The organism is Mycobacterium syngnathidarum (assembly GCF_001942625.1).
Taxonomy (GTDB): domain Bacteria; phylum Actinomycetota; class Actinomycetes; order Mycobacteriales; family Mycobacteriaceae; genus Mycobacterium; species Mycobacterium syngnathidarum.
The window spans coordinates 1-17802 of record NZ_MLCL01000021.1 but is presented as its reverse complement, the minus strand read 5'-3'; the positions used below and the strand labels follow the sequence as shown (position 1 = coordinate 17802).

Sequence of the window (17802 nt, the reverse complement as noted above, 5' to 3'; positions counted from 1 at the left end):
AACCCCATTTCACCAGGTCGTTGTGTTTGCCGGACAGTAACCACGACACTACCCCTGGGGTCACTGACCCGCGGGGACCGCAACACCTTGTGTTTTCGTGTCGCTCGCCTCATGGATGAAATCGAACTCCGCCGGGTCCAGCTTGCGCGTTGCCAGCCAGTACTGCCAGGTCATGCCGCTCCACAGGGTCCGGTTGACGCCGTGGGCGTCCATGTACCAGCTCCGGCAACCTCCGGTGTTGAACACCGTATTGGCCAGATCCTGCTGCAGCTCGGTGTTGAATTCCGCCTGGGCACGAGGGCTGGGCGAGAGGGCCTGGGCCCCGGCCTTGTCGACGGCGGCGATGGCCTGGCCGACGTAGCGGATCTGCTGTTCGATCATGAACACCACCGAGTTGTGCCCCAGCGCCGTGTTGGGTCCGAGCAGGAAGAACAGGTTCGGCATACCGGACACCGCGATGCCGCGGTGCGCGGCCATCCCCTCGCGGTTCCAGCGGTCGATCAGGTCCTCGCCGCCGGCGCCCTTGATGTCGACGTAGGTGTAGGAGTCGGTGACGTGGAACCCGGTGGCGAACACCACGACGTCGACCGGATGCTCGACACCGTCGGCGGTGACGATGCCGGTCGGGGTCATCCGACTGATGGACTCGGTGATCACCTGGGTCTTGGGGTTGGCGATCCCGCGATAGTAGGTGTCGGAGTTGAGGATTCGCTTGCACCCGGCGCGGTAGCTCGGGGTGAGTTTGCGACGCAGCTCGGGGTCCTTGATGCTGCGGTTGATGTTGTAGCGGCCCATCGCCTCGCCGATCTTGAGCAGCCACGGCTGCTGGGTCATCGCGAAGCCGACGCCTTCGTGGATCCAGTAGATGGCGGCCCGCATCGCCGCGCGGGTGCCGGGCACATAGCTGAAGATGCGCCGAATCCACTGCGGGAACTTGTTGTTCACCCGCGGCATGACCCACGGCGGGGTGCGCTGGTACAGATGCAGCTCGGCGACGTCCTTGACGATCTCGGGAACGATCTGGATCGCGCTGGCACCGGTGCCGATCACCGCGACTCGCTTGCCGGTGAGGTCGACGCTGTGGTCCCACTCCGCGGAATGGAAAGCCGCGCCGGTAAATTCGTCACGCCCTTCGACGTCGGGGATCTGCGGGATGTGCAGACCGCCTGCGCCCGAGACCAGGAACTGGGCGATGAATTCTTGGCCCGTGTCGCTGAACACGTGCCAGCGCAGCTCCTGGTCGTCCCAGTGCGCGCGGTCGACGTGGGTGTTGAAGCGGGTGTTGCGGCGCAGCCCGTACTTGGACGCCACGCCCAGCAGGTAGTCCTGGATCTCGGGCTGGAAGGACCACATGTGGCTCCAGTCCGCCTTCGGTTCGAAAGAGAACGAGTACATGTGCGACGGGATGTCGCAGGCGCAACCCGGGTAGGTGTTGTCGCGCCAAGTGCCGCCGAATTCGTCGGCCTTCTCGAGGATCAGGAAATCGACGCCACGTCGTTGCAGCTCGATCGCCATCCCCATCCCCGAGAACCCGCTGCCGATGATCAAGGCGCGGGTGTGGATTGGTTGCTGACCCTGCGGTGTGGGTTGGGCAGCCGTCATAGCTCAGGTCCTTTTCTGGGAACGGCGGTACCGGATACTCCCCAGTCTCCGGACCTGGGACCGGACTGTCAACGAGTCGGTTAGCTGGCGTGCTGGCGCCGCTGGACTCCCTCGTGCAACGGCAGGTCCGGGTCGATCCAGATGCCGAGCAGTTCGCAGGTGCCGTTGATGGAACCGACCATGATCGTGGTCAGGTGATTGACGAACTCCGCGGCAGGCATCCGGCGCGGGCTGTCCTCGTCGGTGCCCAGCCACCAGTCCGTGGCCGAAGCGCACGCACCGAAAGTGGCGAACGCGGCCAACTCGATCGCGGCACCGTCGAGTTCCATCTCGCGCAGTTCGTTGGAGAACATGTCGGCCATCGCCAGGGTGATCCCGCGGCCTTCGTTCAGCGCCCGCATGGTCGATTCGCTCTGCTCGGCAAACCGGCCCTGGATCAGGAACCGCAACACGTTCGGGTGTTCGTCGACCAGCAGCACGTACTGTTCGACGCTGCGGCGAATGACTTCCCGGGCCGGGTCGGCGCCCAGGTTGATGGCCGGGTAGATCGCCGACCACAGCATGTCGCGCAGACGCTCGCCGATGGCCTGGAACAGATCGGATTTGTCGGCGAAGTGGCGGTAGATCTTGGGCTTGGCAGTGCCCGCCTCTTCGGCGATCTCCCGGAGGCTGACCTCGGGGCCCAACCTGTCGATCGCCCGGAACGAGGCGTCGACGATTTCTGAACGCACCTTCTTGCGGTGCTCACGCCAGCGCTCGCTGCGGGCATCAACCTTGACACCCGCGCCAGCGCTGGAATGTGATCTCGACGTTCGCCGCACGCGATCACTGTACCGCCCGATGGCGCTGACCTGCCCAGACCGCCCCACAACACGCGGTTTTGCCGTTTGACCCGGGCGTTCGCCTGTCGAGCCGCCGACACCCCGCTTGGGTACTATCGCAGCCACAGTCAACCAATGAGACGAGGCTCATGACGCAGCGATACGACCTGGTCATTGCAGGTGGCGGCCCATCTGGGTCAGCCGCAGCGTGGCAGGCCGCTCAGACCGGCGCCAAGGTGTTGGTCCTGGACAAGGCGGAGTTCCCCCGCGACAAGCCATGCGGTGACGGGCTCACCGCCCGCGCGGTCAGTTATCTGCAGAAGATGGGGCTGGCCGACGAGGTTGCCAAGTTCCATCGGGTCAACAAGGTGACGGTGTACAGCCCCAGCGAGTGGGAGCTCTCCTTCCCGCGGCGTCCCGGTATGCCCGGCCACGGCCACACCGTGAGCCGCACCGAACTGGACACCCTGTTGCTCAAGCACGCCGAGTCGGCGGGTGCCGAGGTGCGTCAGGGCGCCGAAGTCGCCGGACCCGAGTTCGACGCCAAGGGCCGCGTGGTCGGCGTCGTACTCAAGAGCGGTGAGAAGGTTTTCGGCGACGCGGTCATCGCGGCCGACGGCGCCTACTCCCCGATCAAGCGGGCACTGAAGATCGACTCGGAGTACAACGGCTACTCGGCAATCGCCATCCGGTCCGAGATGCACGCCAACCGTCCCGACAGCGATGCCTTCGAGATCTACCTCAAGCTGCTGTTCCAGGGCGATCAGCTGCCCGGCTACGGCTGGATCTTCCCGATGGGCGGGGGCCGGTTCAACATCGGCCTGGGCTACGTCAACAGCTACAAGAACTGGCAGTCGATCAACGCCACCCAGTTCCTGGGCGATTTCCTGCGGACCCTGCCCGCCGAATGGGAACTGCCGCCGATCGAGGAGCTCAAGAAGAACAAGAGCGTGCGGGCCTGGCGGTTGCCGATGGGCTTCACGGCCTGGCCGCCGTGGCGGCCGGGCGTGCTGTTCGTCGGCGACTCGCTGGGTGCGGGCAAGCCGGTGTCCGGTGCCGGCATCTCGAAGGCGCTCGAATCCGGTTTGACCGCAGGCGAATGCGCGATTGCCGCGCTGACCAACGGCGGTCCCGACGATTTCACCAACTATGAGCAGCGGATGCGTGCGGCGTGGGGTCGGGAATACCGGCGCGGCCGTTTTTTCAACAAGCTCGCGGGTATGCCCGCCGTCGCGGGTGCCGGACTGAAGGCGTTGGACAACCACACGTTCCGCGACCTGCTGCTCAAGTCGCTGTACAAGAAGGCGCAGAGTCCGCAGCACACGTAGGCGTGGCTGTGCCGAATGACCAGTTATGACACGCTCTTTCGCGACCGGCGTGCAGCAACTGGCCATTCGGCTCAAGCCGGCGACGACCCGCCGGCCAGCACTCCGCTGACAATGCGGGCATCGGAGAATGCGGCGAACATGTCATCGCCAGGGAGCTCAAACCCGTTGGCGGTGTAGGCCTCTTCCAGCGACTGGGCCGACACCTCCCAACCACATGCCGTCAGGTACTCGATGACGGAGCTGCGTCGACCGTGGTAGACGAGGTGAGACAACTCGCCGTCGAAGCCGAACCGGCGAAAGCCCTCCGCGACGCCCGGTGACCGATCTTCGGAGAAAGCCGACGCGTCGGGAATGTACTCGGTGGCGAGACAACTACCGGGAGCGCTCAGTCGCGTGATGTCGTCGAACAACTGATCCTGGGCGGCGGGCGGCAGGTAGATCAGCAACCCTTCGGCAATCCACGCCGTCGGACTATCGGCGTCTAACCCGTTGTCCACCAACGCTTTTGGCCAGTCACCGCGTAGATCGATGGCGATCGCACGGTGTATTGCGGCGGGCTCGACACCCAGGCCGGCCAGAGTCGAGGTCTTGAAGTCGATCACCGCCGGCTGATCGACTTCGTACACGACCGACCCGGCAGGCCACGGCAAGCGGTAGGCGCGCGTATCCAGGCCCGAGGCCAGGATCACTGCCTGACGTACGCCCGCGGCGGCTGCGTCGATGAACAGGCTGTCGAAGAACCGGGTCCGCACCGCCATGGCCTCGGCGAGCTGTTGCCGATCGAGGGCAGCGGCGCCGTCCGGCACATCCCCGCCGTCGAGCATGGTCCGCACGACATCGCCCCCCACCGCACGCACCAGGGGCTCCGCATAGGGGTCGTCGATCAGTGGATCCGGTCCTCGTGATGCGATCGCGCGCTGCGCGGCCACCACGGTGGCGGTCGCACCAACGCTCGATGCCAGATCCCAGCTGTCGTTGTCACTTCGGCTCATCACGGCCTCCTTGCGCGTAGGTGAGTGTCCGGAACTGCTCGGCGATCCGTTCATAGAGAGCGACGACCTCGCTCGCTGCGGCATCCACGTGCTTTCGGCCCGGTGGTCGAGGTGGCTCGAAAGCCCGACGCAATGTGGCAGCCAACTGATCGGCCTTGTCGTCCAGGCTCAGGGTGAGTTCGTCGGGCAGCAGCGGCTCAGCTGCGAAGAATCCGTAGACGGTCGCTGTGAGCGGGTAGTGCACATCGGCCGGGCTCAGCCCCTCCCGCAGCAAGCCGTGCCCGTGGACAATTTCCAGATACTCCCGCCAGCCGGCAAAATTCGCGGCGCCCATCCCCTTTTGGGAGCGGTCGGTTGCCAACGCGTCCACCGTTTCGATGTCCTGCGTATAAATTGCGCGTAGCACCGGTCGGCCCATCGCCTCCATGAAGATTCGTCGCATCAGCAGGTGCGGCGACACCGTCTCCGGATCGGCCCGCATCGACTCGATGACCGCGTCCACCATCCGGGCGGTTTCCCGCGATCCGACTGCGGCGAGCATCTGCTCGCGGGTACGCCAATGCAGATAGACCGTTCCCTTGCCGATGCCCGACCGTTTGGCGACCTCGTCGATCCTTATCCGCCGATAGCCCCAGCGCAGCAGCAGGTCCGACACCGTATCGAGGATCCGGTCCGCTCGTTCCCGTCGCGCATCCGACATCGCACCTCCTGTTGACCCGTCGGTACCAGACTTGACCAAAAAACGTTTTTGGTCAAGGGTCAGGGATCAAATCCATTTGTCCGCTTCGTCCCCGTCTGCACATCGGATAGCGTGACAACGTGCGATTGCCAGGTCGGGTGGGCAGGAAATGCGGATCCACCGCGACCCTCGGATTGGTCCTTTGTGCCACTGCGTGTTCGCAGGTGGTGACCGGGCAACCGGTCGCCGGAAGTCCCCCCGCCCGAAATGCACCCGACGTGACATGGCGTGACCGTGTCCTGCCCTCGGATTGCCTGCTCACCGGGGCACAGATGTCGGCTCTGGCAGGGGTCGAGATCGACAATGGCCTCGACGCGGATATCCAGAACGCCAACGGATCCGTCGGGCACAGCTGCAATTACTACGCCACCGCGGGCGGCGTTCTGTCGTTCACGGCGACGATCAAGGTCCAGTCCCCCGCCAACGGGGTCATCACCGAGGATCTCCTGGCGGAAATCGGGGAGCCGGGCGCAACGGAAGTTCCGGACATCGGACGACGCATGCTCATCGAACCGCTCACTCGCCCAGGCGCTTTCCCGGCCATGCGGGTAGCCACCGACAAGTATCTGGCCAACGTCGTGCTCGTGGTCGGCAACATCCCCCGCCCACCCGACGTTGCCGCATGGACACGGGCCGCGGACGAGATCCTGGACGCTCTTCCGGCCTAGCCTTCCGGATAGAAGAGGAACAGCACACAGCCTTCCGCGGATTGCGGTACGTGCCACGACCCGGCCGGGGCGTGCAGGAAGGTTCCTGCGGCATAGTCGTTCACGCCGTCATTGAAGACACCGGAGACGACATAGACCTCTTCGGGTCCTGGGTCATGCAGGTCTTCACCGGCCCAGACCGCACCCGCAGCGATGGTGGTGATCGCCGCCTTGGCTCCGTTGGCACCCCGCCAGAGTGGTTGGACGGTGATTCCGGGAGAGACTTCGATCGGGTCGACCTCGGAAGTCGATTTCCACTCGTATCCAGGCGCGTTGGGACCGAAAGACGCCGCGTCGCCGTTAGTGGTCATGTGTGCACGAACCGCGCACACCGGCTCACAATTCCCGGCGCCTCAGCGCCGACCGCGCTTGGCCGGGCCCGGCTTGCGCGCAACCTTGCCCGCGGCGGCGCGGGCCGCCTGTTTCGCCAGCGTCTTTTCGCGTGCCGTGCGTTTCGGCGCCGGCGTGGCCTGCCCCCGCGACGAACTGGCTTTGCGGCCCCGCACAATGCCGATGAACTCGTCGACCGGTTCGGATTGCGACCCTTCCGGGAACGCCAGCGCCACAGGACAGGTGGGCGCGTCGGCGATCGGGCGGTAGGTGAGGTCTTTGCGGTGATGCAGCCGCGCCAGTGACTGTGGGACGACGAGCGCGCCCATTCCGGCGGCGACGAGTTCGATTGCGTCCCCGGTGGTCTCGGGTCGATGGTCGACGACAGCGCCGGGAGCATTCGCCCAGTCGACGACGTGATCGAGCGGCACCAGGACAGGTTCGTCGTCGAGGTCGGCCGCGGTGATCTCATCGACGGCGGTGAGCAGGTGATCGATCGGCACCACCGCCACCGTGGTCTCCTCGTAGAGCGGGATGACCGCGAGTCCGGATGTATCGGCCGGCAGCCGGACCAACGCCACGTCGACGGTGCCGTCCCGCACGGCGTCGGCGGCGTCCGCGGCAGCGACGGAATGCAACTGCAGCGGCACCTCTGGGTGACGCTGTGCCCAGATCCGCGCCCACTTGGCGGGCGTCCCGCCAGGTACATACCCGAGGGTGAGGGACTGCGGGGTCACCGCCTCAGGTTACCGATACGCTGATTCCCATGAGCAGGCCAAACGCGCAGTCCATGAAACCCGCCACAGCGGCGAAGAAACTGGACGTGTACTTGCCCGCGACACCTGCCGAGTTCCAGGAGAACGCGATCACCCGCGGCGAGCTCGCCGCCCTCCAAGAGAACCCACCGCAGTGGCTCAAGGATCTCCGCAAGAACGGGCCGCACCCGAAGAATCTCGTGGCAGCCAAGCTGGGCATCTCGATCGCCGGTCTCGCGCGTGGTGGCGTCGGAGATGCGCTCACCACCGAGCAGATCGATCAGCTACTCCAGGAGAAGCCCGAGTGGCTGATCGCCGAACGCGAGAGCTACCAGAATGTTCTGGCCGAGCAGCGACGGCTGAAGGCGGTACGGGCGGAGCAGGCTCGCGACAGCTGACGGCGCTGGCCACGTGCCACCACCGCCGCAGATGGCGCACATGATGCACCCCGAACGGAAGCACCAGCACCAGATGCCTGACACTCCAAACCCTCCGCTGGGCATTGCCACGTTCAACGTCAACGGGATCCGGGCGGCACGCCGTCGCGGCTTCGACGCCTGGCTCGCCGGGCGGGGGCTCGACGTGGTGGCCCTGCAGGAGTTGCGCTGCCCACGCGAGGAGGTCGGCGCGTTCGACGGCTATCACGCGGCGATCGACTGCGGCTCGATCCCGGGCCGCAACGGCGTCGCGATCCTGACGCGCGAGGCACCATCGGACGCGCGGACCTGGGTCTCGCATCCGCCGCGCAGCCGGGGCCTCGGGGCCCATGCGGGCGAGGGCCGGTACCTCGAGGTCGACCTCGCGGACGTTCCCCTCACCGTGGCGTGCCTCTACCTGCCGAAGGGCGGCCTACCCGCGCACTTGCAGCGGCCCGGAACCATGCGCGATACGCCTGACGGCGGCGCCAAGTACGACCGGAAGATGCGCTTCCTCGGGGCGTTCGCGCGCGAGCTGAGCCGGAACCGCCGGGCTGCGCTCGATGCGGGTCGCGAATTCCTGCTGGTCGGAGACCTGAACCTCGCTCATCTTCCGCACGACGTGACCAATTGGCGGCCCGCACAGAAGATGGAGGGCTTTCTCCCCGAGGAACGCGCCTGGCTGGACACCCAGATCGGGCCGCGCACGCTTGTCGACGTGGTCCGGACGCTGCACGGCGACCGCCCCGGGCCGCTTTCCTGGTGGAGTTGGGCCGGCGAGTCGTTCGTCAAGGACGTGGGCTGGCGCATCGATCACCACCTGGCCACGCCGCGGCTCGCGCGGACCGCCATGTCGGTGACCGTCGACAAGGAACCCGAACCCGGCGCGCGGCTGTCTGACCACGCGCCCGTGGTCGTGCGGTACGCGTTCCGTTGAACCCCGGTTCACGCATGCGATGAGTTACGCGCGGGCCGGCTGTCTACCCCTGTGACGGCACCTGCTTCCGGGCGCCGGCCTTAGTGGCCCCCGCGCACACTGAGCAGTGTGAGGGCCGCAGCCACCTCGATCGGGTTGCGCGCAAACGGTTTCGGCAGGAGTTCGTCGATCCGGGCAAGACGCCGATCGATGGTGTTGCGGTGGGTGTACAGCCGTTCTGCGGTGCTCGTGCGGTTGAGTCCCTCGTCCACGTAGGTCAGTACCGTCTGGTGCAGCACCGGGCTGGCGTCCTTCAATTCACCGAGCACGTCGGCGACGAACTGGTCGGCCGACGGCAGATCCCTCGACAACAGGTCCACCAGGTGGACGTCCTCATAGCGCACGATGGACAGCCCGGAGTCCAGGCGCGCCAGAAGCCGTTGCGCTGCAGCGGCATCCATGTGCGTTCGCCGAAAGCCGCTCACCCCTGGGGCCGCGCGGCCGAGTGCCACGCGCGCACCGCACCGTCGCCCCAGACGTTCGGCGAGGTCCGTGACCGTCGGCGTGGTCTTAGCCGGTATCCACAGCCACACCGCAGCGGTACCGGCAACCACCGTCAGCCGTCGGTCCGCGCCGCACGCCCGCGTCACCTGCTCACTGGCGCGTTCGAGTTCGGCGACGTCTTTCTCGGAGTCGACCCAGACGACGACGCCGACGTGCGAACCCGTCAGTGCATAGCCCAGCTGCGCTTCGGCGCGCGACGGTGCGATGTCCGCGCCCTGCAGCAGGAGTTCGACGGTGGCGTAGCGCTGCAGCTGCGAGCCACCGGCGAACTCCTCGCGGACCTTGCGGATGTGCTCGGCAAGTTCGGCGATGGAGTCATCGACGAACGCCGTGAGCGAATTCCCGGAGACCTCGATCAGTTCGCGAAGCTGTTCTGCGTCGTCCGTCGCCTGGAAACACGTGGCCAGCCACCACTTCCAGGCGACACGTTGAGCCGATCGCCACGACAGGACATCGTCGGTGGTCAGGCCGCGCAGCACCACATCACGTGCGTAGGTGCGCATCGCGCTTCCCGCGGCCGGGGCGACCCGGCGACCAGGTTCGGCGATGTTGGACGTCAGCCAGTGCTTGAGGTGGGTGGCCACCACGCGGGCGTCGACCTCCGCGAGCACCGGGTCCTCGGCGATCGCCCGGTACCGCGGGTCCTGCAGCGACGCCGCCGTCAGCTCGTCGATGACGTCCCCGGACCTCGCCAGCGCCGTCTCGGCAAGTCCGCGGATCAGCCGACGGACCGGATCGGATGCATCGGGCCATAGCTGATCCGGTGTCATGGCAACAGTCTGCCGCTACAGGCCGAGGTGGTCGGCGAGTTCGCGGTAGTCGACCATCCAGAGTCCGGGCGAGCCGGTGGGGTACTGAGAGCGGAAGCCAAGGATGCGCTGGACGCGCTCCGGCAGGGTTTTCACCACGTCATGGTCCACGAGGAACGGGTACGCCTCCTCCCCGACCAGGAAGCCCGGGTTGAACGCGAAGGACACCGCGCGGCGGTACTGATCGGTGGTGGCGTTGGCACCGCCGCCGTGGGCGGTTTTGCCGCTGAAGAAGAGGGCGTCGCCGGCGTTCATGATCGCGGGAACCGTCTGCTCAGGGGTGCCGCGGTCCTGGAAGTCGGGCCACTGGTGGCTACCCGGGATGACGCGGGTCGCGCCGTTCTCCTCGGTGAAGTCCGTGAGGGCGATGAGGAAGTTGAGGGTGATCTCCGGCCCGGCGGGGCCCATGCCGACGAAGGGAAACCAGTTCTCGAGGTCGCGGTGCAGGAACTGCGCGCGGTTGCCGGGTCCGATCTCGATGACCTGGGCGGTGGTCATCCAGTAGGTGCCGGACTCCTCGAGGAAGGTCGCATCACACAGGGCGTGGACCAGGTCGTGGTCGATGATCTCGTTGCGGAAGACCGGGCTGTGGGTGACCAGGTTGGTGAGGCGCTTGGTGTTGGCGCCGTGGAACTCGTTGACGATCTCGAGTTCGTGCTTGCCGCCGGCGGTCAGCGCGGTGAGGGGGGCTTCGATCTCGGCGTTGAAGCGGGTGACCTGCTCGGGGCTGAGCAGGCCCTCGATGATCACCCCGCCGTCCTCGGCGACGACGGCGAGGATGTCCGCGACATCCGCGGTGGAGGGAAGCTTCCTGAGATTCGAAACTGCGGTTGTCATCGCGTTATCTCTTTCTGCGAGTTGAGGTTTGGGGATAGCGTCGAGCTGTTGGCATGGCGTTCATCTCACTATGGCCGCTGAGACTGGTCACGTGCCACGGCACCTCTCAACCAATTGAGCGAGGCAGCGGTGCATGTTGCACCCCTTCAGCACCCCACCGCGCATCTTTCGTTGCCAGGACGGGGGGAAGATCACCCATCGACAGGAATCCGCTGGGCGCGTCGATCACCGCTGTCACGGCATTGACCGCCGCCGCGACGGTGCTGACGCAGGACTCGACGTCGGTGCGCGGCAGCACGGACGGCAGGTGATCAGGGGTGCACCTTGCACATGTTCGCCTCAGCAGTCGGTGAGCACCGTTGTAGCGGCCCTGCGCCTATAGCCGCGACAGTGAACTTGTCAGTTGCGAGATGCGTCGATTGCCAGGGCGATCCGTCGCGTGCAGTAGCTCATGCTGCGCATGCTCTGTCCTACGCTGCCGCCCGCTGCATCTCGCATCATCAATTAGGAGCGATGGAGGAAACAGTGGAAAAACACACCGTGTTGACATCACCCGAAGGCGGCGACGGGTCCGCATCGGTTGATGTCGCGATTGTCGGGGCGGGCTTCGCCGGCTTGAGCGCTGCAGACAGGCTCGTCAACATGGGCGCGTCCGTTCTCGTCGTAGAAGGTCGCGACAGGGTCGGCGGCCGGTCGTACACGGGCGAGGTGGCCGGGGTCAAGGTCGACCTGGGTGCGACGTGGGTTGCCCAGCGCCACACCGCAATCCGTGACCTGATGGAGCGATTGGGGTGTTCACTGACCCCTCAGTTCGACGAAGGCGTCAACGTTCTCTGGATGGCCGGGCAACGCCAGACCTACACGGGCACCCTGCCGACGACCGGGCCGGTGGACGTGGAGGATCTGGGCCGCATCCAAATGGCGCTGAACACATTGCTGGAGACCATCGATGTCAATGCTGCCTGGAGATCCCCCAACGCCGGCCAGCTCGACTCGATCTCGTTCGGCGAATGGCTCGACCAGCAGCAGGCCGCGACCAGCACTCGTGCCCTGATGTTCATCGTCACCAGGGTGCAGTGGGGCTGCAGCCCGCTCGATGTGTCACTGCTGCACGTGTTGCGCTACATCCAGGCCGTGGGCGGGCTCGATCACATGCTTGCCGTCGAAGGCGGACAGCAGGAGTATCGCGTCACCGAAACCACTCAGGAGATCGCCAAGCGGCTCGCTGCGCAGATCGGCGACCGGATTGTCTTGGACACCCGGGTTTGCGAGATTTCGCAAGACGACAACGGCGTCACGGTCTCCACCGACTCGGGACTGATCAATGCCAAGTACGCCATCGTGACCGCAGCCCCCGAGCATCGGGCGTACATCGAGTACCGCCCGGCCCTGCCGGACAAGATCGAGGGGCTCACGACGAGCTTCCCGATGGGCGCGCTGAGCAAGGCGTTCGTTGCCTACGACAAGCCCTTCTGGCGTGCTGAGGGACTTTCGGGTGAGGCGTTGGCCGATACCGCGCCGGTGTTCATCACCTTCGACGTGTCACCCAGCGATGACGGGCCGGGGATCCTGATGGTCTTCTGCACCGCGCGGGTGTACGACGGCTTCGGTCCGGACGTTCGGCGGAAACTGGTTCTCGATCAATTGGTCGACCTGTACGGCGAGCAGGCTGGCAGCCCCATCGATTACATCGATCACTGTTGGGGCACAGAACCTTTCGCCCCGGGCGGCCCGCATCCGGCCGCGCCGCCTTTTGCATCGGTGAACTACGGCGAGGCCCTCACCACACCGCACGGGCGCATCCACTGGGCGGGCACCGAAACCGCGGGCGAGTGGGCCGGCACCATGAACGGCGCCATCCTGACTGGTCTGCACACCGCCGAGCAGATCGCGCAGCGACTCGGCGTCAAGGAAGAAGCCTCCGCGTAAGCTTCGCGTGCCCCTCGGGTGCGAGCGGACAGGCCGGCCCGCGAGCGTTGGCCGCTGCTCACCCCCCGAGGGGTGCACCGACGATTTTCAGTAGTTCCCTGGCAACAGCTTTCATCCCGTCGGCGGTCGGGTGAAACGAACTCGCAATTCGGTGGACAGGTTGCAACGGCTGGATCCACGGGAACGGGCTACCGAGTTCATGCCCACGGCCGAGCCGGGATGCTTGTGCGAGATCGGCGCCAGTTTGCCCGGCGACATCGGTGAATACCGACGACAGCTGATCGTGGATAACCGCGAGAGCGTCGATGACGGTCCTGTCGAACGGGACATCGGTGAAAGGGACGGTCGCGTCACCGACCATGGGTAGGTAATCGACGAGAATGACACGTGCTTTCGGTGCGCGGGAACGTGTTTCGGTCACGATGCGCGCGAGCCCAGCGGCAGCCTTGTCCCGCTGCTGCCGAGTCGCCACCGGAATGCCGGCAGGTATCCAGCGCTGCAGCAGCCCGTGCGTGTACCGGTCGAGGGTGAAGCGGACGCCGAGCTTGACCGCAGAGCCCAGGTACTCCAGATCGTTGCCTGCCGCCGTGATGAGGACCAGGTCGGCGTCGGCGGGCAGTGAGCGAATCTGTGGTGCGAACGTGACGAACCCCACACGCTGCGGGACATCCAGGACGGTCGACGTCGTTGCTCCCGAGACCGTCAAATCGGTGAGTTCGGCACCGAGAGCGCGCGCCAATACGTGTGCGTAGTTGTTGCCCGAACGCATCGCGGCACGGTTGACGACGGGTTGGACGCCTGGTCCGGCAGCATAGGAGCTGCCCAGTGCAGCGATCCGGCGATACGTCGTCATGGTGCGGATCTCCCGGCCTTGGCTTTCTCAGCAGCCTAGTGCGAAAACACCGAATGGTCAGTCATTGCACGCTTTTTCGCGCAAGTTCATACGGTCGGCACGCGATTCAGACGGACGGTCTCGAGCGCCACCCCGGCGGCCGGCAGCCGGGTCAGCAGCGCGGTTCGACAAGGCTAAGCCCGTTGTTTTGGGGAACTTCTGCAACGCTGGTCAGGCGATTGAAGCCCGTGGACTGACCTTGCCCGCCGCGGGCGGACCCGCGTCCGCCGCCGCGTTGTGCCGTTCGAGCGCGAGGTAGCCGCGGGAGAAGGTCACGATCATGAGCGCCCAGATCGAGAGCGAGATGATGTAGAACACCGTGTGATCCGCGTCGTCGCCCGGAAGATGGACGAAGTCGTAGATGATCGCCACGAACGCCCCGAGACTGTTCCCAATTGCGACCCACGTTGCGTTGGTGCGATCGCCCGCGCGCCACAGTTTCGGCACCATGAATACGAAGATGAACAGTGCCGCACCGAGATTCATCACGAGGTAGAAGATCGACCACCCCAGTTCCACCGGCCGCGGATCGAGGGCGCGGTTGAGGCCCACCGCGATGCCGGCCACGATGGCGACAGCCTCCACCATCCAGGTCGGGCGGTACCTGTGGGTCACCGCCGCTATGCCGACGACGAGGATCACCGTCATGCCGAAAGACCTGGAGAAGGCGTCGAAGAACAGCATCACGCGGTAGCTGGAGCTTGCCTGGTCGGCATAGATCGCAGCGAGGTAGAGGACGTTGACGCCGGAGACCGCCATGACGACCCACTCGAGGCCGAGCAGGAAGTTGCGGAACCCGCGGAGCAGCTTGTAGCCGTAGTAGAAGCCGGCGATGACCATCGCGAGGTCCGCGAGGAGGATCAGGACCATGCGGGTGGTGCTCATCGGCTCTCCTTGAGGGAGGTGCGGATGGCGCCGGCGACGCGGTCGACGGCGGCGCGGGCAGTGGGGCTGATCCGTGTCATCGAGATGTAGCCGTGCACGAGGCCGCCCTCGCGGAACACGCGCACCGGGACACCGGATTCGGTGAGCCGCTCGGCGTAGGCGAGCGCCTCGTCGCGGAGCGGGTCGAATCCGGCCACCGTGAGCAGGGTCGGCGGCGCGCCGGACAGGTCCTCGGCGAGCATGGGCGAGATCCGCGGGTCGAAACGGTCTTCGCGGCTGGGCACGTACAGGTTCGCCAGCCAGTCGATCTGCTTCGCCGACAGTGCGGAGTTGCCCGCGAACTCCTGCCGCGAAGGGTAGACCCCCGCCGCGTCCACGAAGGGGTACATCAGCACCTGGAGGTAGGGCCGAATCGTCTGGCCCGCGAGGTCGTTCGCGAGCACGGCACAGAGATTTCCGCCGGCGCTGTCGCCGAGCAACACGATCCGCGTGGGGTCGATCCCCCACTCGGCGCAGTGCTCGACAGCGAACCGCCAGGCTGTGACCGCGTCGTCGACGGGCCCGGGGAACGGCGACTCCGGCGCCAGGCCGTACTCGACCGAGAGCACGTTGACCCCGGCGCCGTCCGCGATCAGGCGGACGGGGACGTCGTAGTCCTGCCGGCTGCTGAGGACGAAGCCTCCGCCGTGCAGGAACAGGACCAGGGCCTTCGACGGTGCGGCGGGCCGGTACAGGGTGGCGCGCAGTCCGCCTGACATCACAATCTCCGGCTCGACGCGACGCCCGAGGGCGCCTTGTCGGCGAACACCCGGTAGTCGTGCGCGACGATCGCGCGTGCCTCCTCCGCGGTGCCGTCGCTGAAGTCCGGCGCACCTGCGGAGGCCTTGAGCATCAGGGCGATCTCGGGCGCCATCACGTCGCCGTCGGCGTTGACCACTCGCGGCGCCAGCCGGCGAAGCACGCCGCCGGGGACGCGCCCGAGGGCGGTGAACGCGCCGCGCTGGAGCCGCTCGGGAATGGTCAGCGCAGCCGGTGCAGCGGCGGACGCGGGCGCCTGGGCGGTCACGGTCATGACCGTGCCTCTTCCACAACGGCACGGCCGCCGAATTCGCGCTCGAGGCGCGAGCTGAACCGGAGGTTCTCGTCGATCACCGAACCCCGGTACATCTTCCGGTCGTCGAGGAAGACGTTTTCCATCTTCCAGGGCATGGCGTCGCCCTGGCGCGGCAGATCGTCCTTGGACCGCTGCATGTAGCCCGAGTTGAGGTCGAGCATGGAGCGGGTGCCGACGCCGACAGGCGCATGCGGGACGACGGTGTCGTAGCCGTGGGTGTCCATGTGGCGCAACAGCTCGATGATGCTCTTGCCGAGCAGCCCGATCTTCAGCGTCCAGGACGACTTGGTGTAGCCGATCGCGTTCATCCAGTTCGGCACTCCGGAGAGCATCATGCCGCGGTACACCACGGAGCTGGGCAGGTCGATAGGACGCCCGTCCACCGTCAGGTCGATGCCGCCGAAGATGCGTAGGTTCAGCCCGGTCGCGGTGACGATGACGTCGGCGTCCAGGTGCTCGCCGGACTGGAGTTCGATACCGGTGGGGGTGAACCGCCGGATCCGGTCGGTCACCACCGAGGCCCGGCCGTCGCGGATGGACTTGAAGAAGTCCCCGTCGGGCGCGAGGCAGAGGCGCTGCTCCCACGGGTTGTAGGGCGGGTTGAAGTGCTTGTCGACATCGAAACCGGCGGGCAGCTCCTTGACGTTGACGCTGCGGATGTAGCGGCGGGAGGCGTTGGGGAACCGGGTCAGCAACTCGACGATCGTCCAGTCGATGAGGATGTTCTTCCACCGCGTCGCCAGGTAGCCGCCACGCTCGCCCAGCAGGCGGGTGAGCTTGAGGCTCAGCGCATCCACGCGGGGCAGGGTCAAGATGTAAGTCGGCGTCCGCTGCAGCATCGTCACGTGCGCGGCCGCGCCGTCGCCCTTGAGCATCGACGGGATCAGCGTGATCGCCGTGGCGCCACTGCCGATCACCACGACCTTCTTGCCGGAGTAGTCGTACCCCTCGGGCCAGTGCTGCGGGTGGATGATGTCGCCGGTGAAGTCCTCTCGGCCTGCGAACTCCGGGGTGAAGCCCTCCTCGTAGTTGTAGTAGCCGGTGGCGCCGAAGACCCAACCGGCCTTGATCACCTCACGCCGCACCGTCCCGTCGGCCTCCATCGCGTCGACGTCGAGCAGCCACTCGGCGTCGTCGCTCGACCACGCCGCGGAGACAACCTTGTGCCGGTAGCGGATCTTGTCGCCGAGCCCGTACTCGTCAACGGTCTCCTTGAGGTAGTCCAGGATCAGTGGAGCGTCGGCGATCGCGTTCTCGTCCTTCCAGCTCTTGAACTCGTACGCGAAGGTGTGCAGGTCGGAGTCGGAGCGGATGCCGGGGTATTTGAACAGGTCCCAGGTACCGCCGACGGAGTCGCGTCCCTCCAGCAGGGCCACCGTCTTGTTCGGGAACTCCTTGGTGATGTACGCCGCGGCGCCGATACCCGAGATGCCTCCGCCGATGATGACCACGTCGAAGTACTCCGGGCGGGCTGCTGTGTTGCTCATCTGTTGATTCCTCCCTGCGCCGAGCGCGTCGTGATGCAGTTCAGATTGCCGGTTCGGGCGTGGCGGACTCCACATCGAATCTCAACGTCTTTGCTCGTTCAGTGGTGGAAATCTCACCTCTCCCGCAGCCGATGGCACAACCGCCCCGCGCGCGGCCCTGCCCGCCGGGGTCCGTCTCGGGGTACGAGCGCAGCCTGTACCAGGCGGAGGCCAAGCCAGTCCGGAGGAGTGATCATGTTGGTCATACCGCGGAGTTGGTCGCGTCTACCCTCACCAGCGTGGATCCCGCTCAGATCTGGCTCGTGCCGCCCTTGCCGCGTCATCCTTCTCACAGCAGCCGCGCGGCGAACTTGCGGCTCCACAGCTCCCGCCGGCGACGCCGAGCAGCACCAGCACGAACACCAGGGTTGGGTTTAGCTGAACCCCGCCCGGTAGTACAGCGCGACGAGGATGGTGGCCGCGCCGATCGTGCCGGCACCCGACGGGCTACCTTCCTCGGAACGCTTACAGCGCCACAGGTGATGTCATGTCGACCTTGCTTTTATCGCCGGTCTTAGCCTTGATCCACCGATGAATGGGCTGGTTGTTGGGGTGTCGGAATGAGGAAAGTGCCCTCTGAGCTGGAAAGATTGGTGTTCTCTACGCAACAATCCGACCAGCACAAGAAAGGCACTTCCAG

General features: G+C 66.0%; 19 protein-coding genes. 5 read left to right on the top strand and 14 right to left on the bottom strand.

Features of this window, described 5'->3' with window-relative positions; genetic code table 11:
• Positions 1 to 60: 60 nt before the first annotated feature.
• Positions 61 to 1602 carry a flavin-containing monooxygenase gene (locus tag BKG60_RS04350; RefSeq protein WP_075909278.1) on the bottom strand — a complete coding sequence of 514 codons (1542 nt, stop codon included), beginning with the start codon at positions 1600 to 1602 and terminating at the stop codon, positions 61 to 63.
• An 80-nt stretch (positions 1603 to 1682) separates the two neighbouring features.
• Positions 1683 to 2423, bottom strand: coding sequence for a TetR/AcrR family transcriptional regulator (locus tag BKG60_RS04345; protein ID WP_070188897.1), 741 nt, complete (start codon positions 2421 to 2423; stop codon positions 1683 to 1685).
• A 149-nt stretch (positions 2424 to 2572) separates the two neighbouring features.
• On the opposite strand from BKG60_RS04345, the gene BKG60_RS04340 reads away from it, so the two are divergent.
• Complete coding sequence (locus BKG60_RS04340; RefSeq protein WP_075909277.1) at positions 2573 to 3751, top strand: NAD(P)/FAD-dependent oxidoreductase; 1179 nt, start codon at positions 2573 to 2575, stop codon at positions 3749 to 3751.
• Between the two features lie 71 nt (positions 3752 to 3822).
• On the opposite strand, the gene BKG60_RS04335 is transcribed toward BKG60_RS04340, so the two are convergent.
• The gene (locus BKG60_RS04335; protein ID WP_075909276.1) at positions 3823 to 4743 is read right to left on the bottom strand and encodes a class I SAM-dependent methyltransferase; all 921 of its coding nucleotides are present in this window, start codon (positions 4741 to 4743) and stop codon (positions 3823 to 3825) included.
• Positions 4730 to 5443 carry a TetR/AcrR family transcriptional regulator gene (locus BKG60_RS04330; RefSeq protein WP_075909275.1) on the bottom strand — a complete coding sequence of 238 codons (714 nt, stop codon included), beginning with the start codon at positions 5441 to 5443 and terminating at the stop codon, positions 4730 to 4732. Before BKG60_RS04330 ends, BKG60_RS04335 begins: the two co-directional genes overlap by 14 nt.
• Before the next feature lie 257 nt (positions 5444 to 5700).
• Here BKG60_RS04330 and BKG60_RS04325 point away from each other — a divergent pair, with 257 nt between their 5' ends.
• Entirely contained in the window at positions 5701 to 6150 is a 450-nt protein-coding gene (locus BKG60_RS04325) for a hypothetical protein (protein WP_131827501.1), read from the top strand.
• Here BKG60_RS04325 and BKG60_RS04320 read toward each other — a convergent pair.
• Positions 6147 to 6500, bottom strand: coding sequence for a cupin domain-containing protein (locus BKG60_RS04320; RefSeq protein ID WP_075909273.1), 354 nt, complete (start codon positions 6498 to 6500; stop codon positions 6147 to 6149). The two genes, BKG60_RS04325 and BKG60_RS04320, sit on opposite strands and share 4 nt — an antisense overlap.
• 42 nt (positions 6501 to 6542) lie before the next feature.
• The gene (locus BKG60_RS04315; RefSeq protein ID WP_075909272.1) at positions 6543 to 7256 is read right to left on the bottom strand and encodes a LysR family substrate-binding domain-containing protein; all 714 of its coding nucleotides are present in this window, start codon (positions 7254 to 7256) and stop codon (positions 6543 to 6545) included.
• A 29-nt stretch (positions 7257 to 7285) separates the two neighbouring features.
• Here BKG60_RS04315 and BKG60_RS04310 point away from each other — a divergent pair, with 29 nt between their 5' ends.
• Together BKG60_RS04310 and BKG60_RS04305 are read left to right on the top strand one after the other, a co-directional pair.
• Positions 7286 to 7672: a DUF5997 family protein gene (locus BKG60_RS04310; RefSeq protein WP_075909271.1), complete on the top strand. Its 387-nt coding sequence runs from the start codon at positions 7286 to 7288 to the stop codon at positions 7670 to 7672.
• Between the two features lie 73 nt (positions 7673 to 7745).
• The gene (locus BKG60_RS04305) at positions 7746 to 8627 is read left to right on the top strand and encodes an exodeoxyribonuclease III (RefSeq protein WP_075909282.1); all 882 of its coding nucleotides are present in this window, start codon (positions 7746 to 7748) and stop codon (positions 8625 to 8627) included.
• An 80-nt stretch (positions 8628 to 8707) separates the two neighbouring features.
• Here the strand turns inward: BKG60_RS04305 and BKG60_RS04300 are convergent, their stop codons facing one another.
• From BKG60_RS04300 to BKG60_RS04290, 3 genes are all read right to left on the bottom strand, one after another.
• Positions 8708 to 9940, bottom strand: a complete 1233-nt coding sequence (locus tag BKG60_RS04300; RefSeq protein ID WP_075909270.1) for a PucR family transcriptional regulator — start codon at positions 9938 to 9940, stop codon at positions 8708 to 8710.
• Between the two features lie 15 nt (positions 9941 to 9955).
• Complete coding sequence (locus tag BKG60_RS04295; RefSeq protein ID WP_075909269.1) at positions 9956 to 10816, bottom strand: phytanoyl-CoA dioxygenase family protein; 861 nt, start codon at positions 10814 to 10816, stop codon at positions 9956 to 9958.
• Positions 10817 to 10922: 106 nt separating this feature from the next.
• Positions 10923 to 11114: a hypothetical protein gene (locus BKG60_RS04290; RefSeq protein ID WP_075909268.1), complete on the bottom strand. Its 192-nt coding sequence runs from the start codon at positions 11112 to 11114 to the stop codon at positions 10923 to 10925.
• Between the two features lie 242 nt (positions 11115 to 11356).
• Between BKG60_RS04290 and BKG60_RS04285 the strand changes: the two genes are divergently transcribed.
• Positions 11357 to 12745, top strand: a complete 1389-nt coding sequence (locus BKG60_RS04285; RefSeq protein WP_341350325.1) for a flavin monoamine oxidase family protein — start codon at positions 11357 to 11359, stop codon at positions 12743 to 12745.
• A gap of 58 nt (positions 12746 to 12803) precedes the next feature.
• Here BKG60_RS04285 and BKG60_RS04280 read toward each other — a convergent pair whose 3' ends face one another.
• The 5 genes from BKG60_RS04280 to BKG60_RS04265 all read right to left on the bottom strand — a co-directional run bounded on the left by BKG60_RS04280 (position 12804) and on the right by BKG60_RS04265 (position 17123).
• Positions 12804 to 13598, bottom strand: a complete 795-nt coding sequence (locus BKG60_RS04280; RefSeq protein ID WP_075909266.1) for an SGNH/GDSL hydrolase family protein — start codon at positions 13596 to 13598, stop codon at positions 12804 to 12806.
• 210 nt (positions 13599 to 13808) lie between these two features.
• Positions 13809 to 14522 carry a hypothetical protein gene (locus BKG60_RS04275; protein WP_075909265.1) on the bottom strand — a complete coding sequence of 238 codons (714 nt, stop codon included), beginning with the start codon at positions 14520 to 14522 and terminating at the stop codon, positions 13809 to 13811.
• Positions 14519 to 15280, bottom strand: a complete 762-nt coding sequence (locus BKG60_RS04270) for an alpha/beta hydrolase (protein ID WP_242671574.1) — start codon at positions 15278 to 15280, stop codon at positions 14519 to 14521. Before BKG60_RS04270 ends, BKG60_RS04275 begins: the two co-directional genes overlap by 4 nt.
• Positions 15280 to 15594: a hypothetical protein gene (locus BKG60_RS32325; protein WP_242671572.1), complete on the bottom strand. Its 315-nt coding sequence runs from the start codon at positions 15592 to 15594 to the stop codon at positions 15280 to 15282. The genes BKG60_RS04270 and BKG60_RS32325 overlap by 1 nt, the downstream gene beginning before the upstream one ends.
• On the bottom strand, positions 15591 to 17123 hold the full coding sequence (locus tag BKG60_RS04265) for a flavin-containing monooxygenase (RefSeq protein WP_075909264.1): 1533 nt from the start codon (positions 17121 to 17123) through the stop codon (positions 15591 to 15593). Before BKG60_RS04265 ends, BKG60_RS32325 begins: the two co-directional genes overlap by 4 nt.
• Positions 17124 to 17802: the final 679 nt, after the last annotated feature.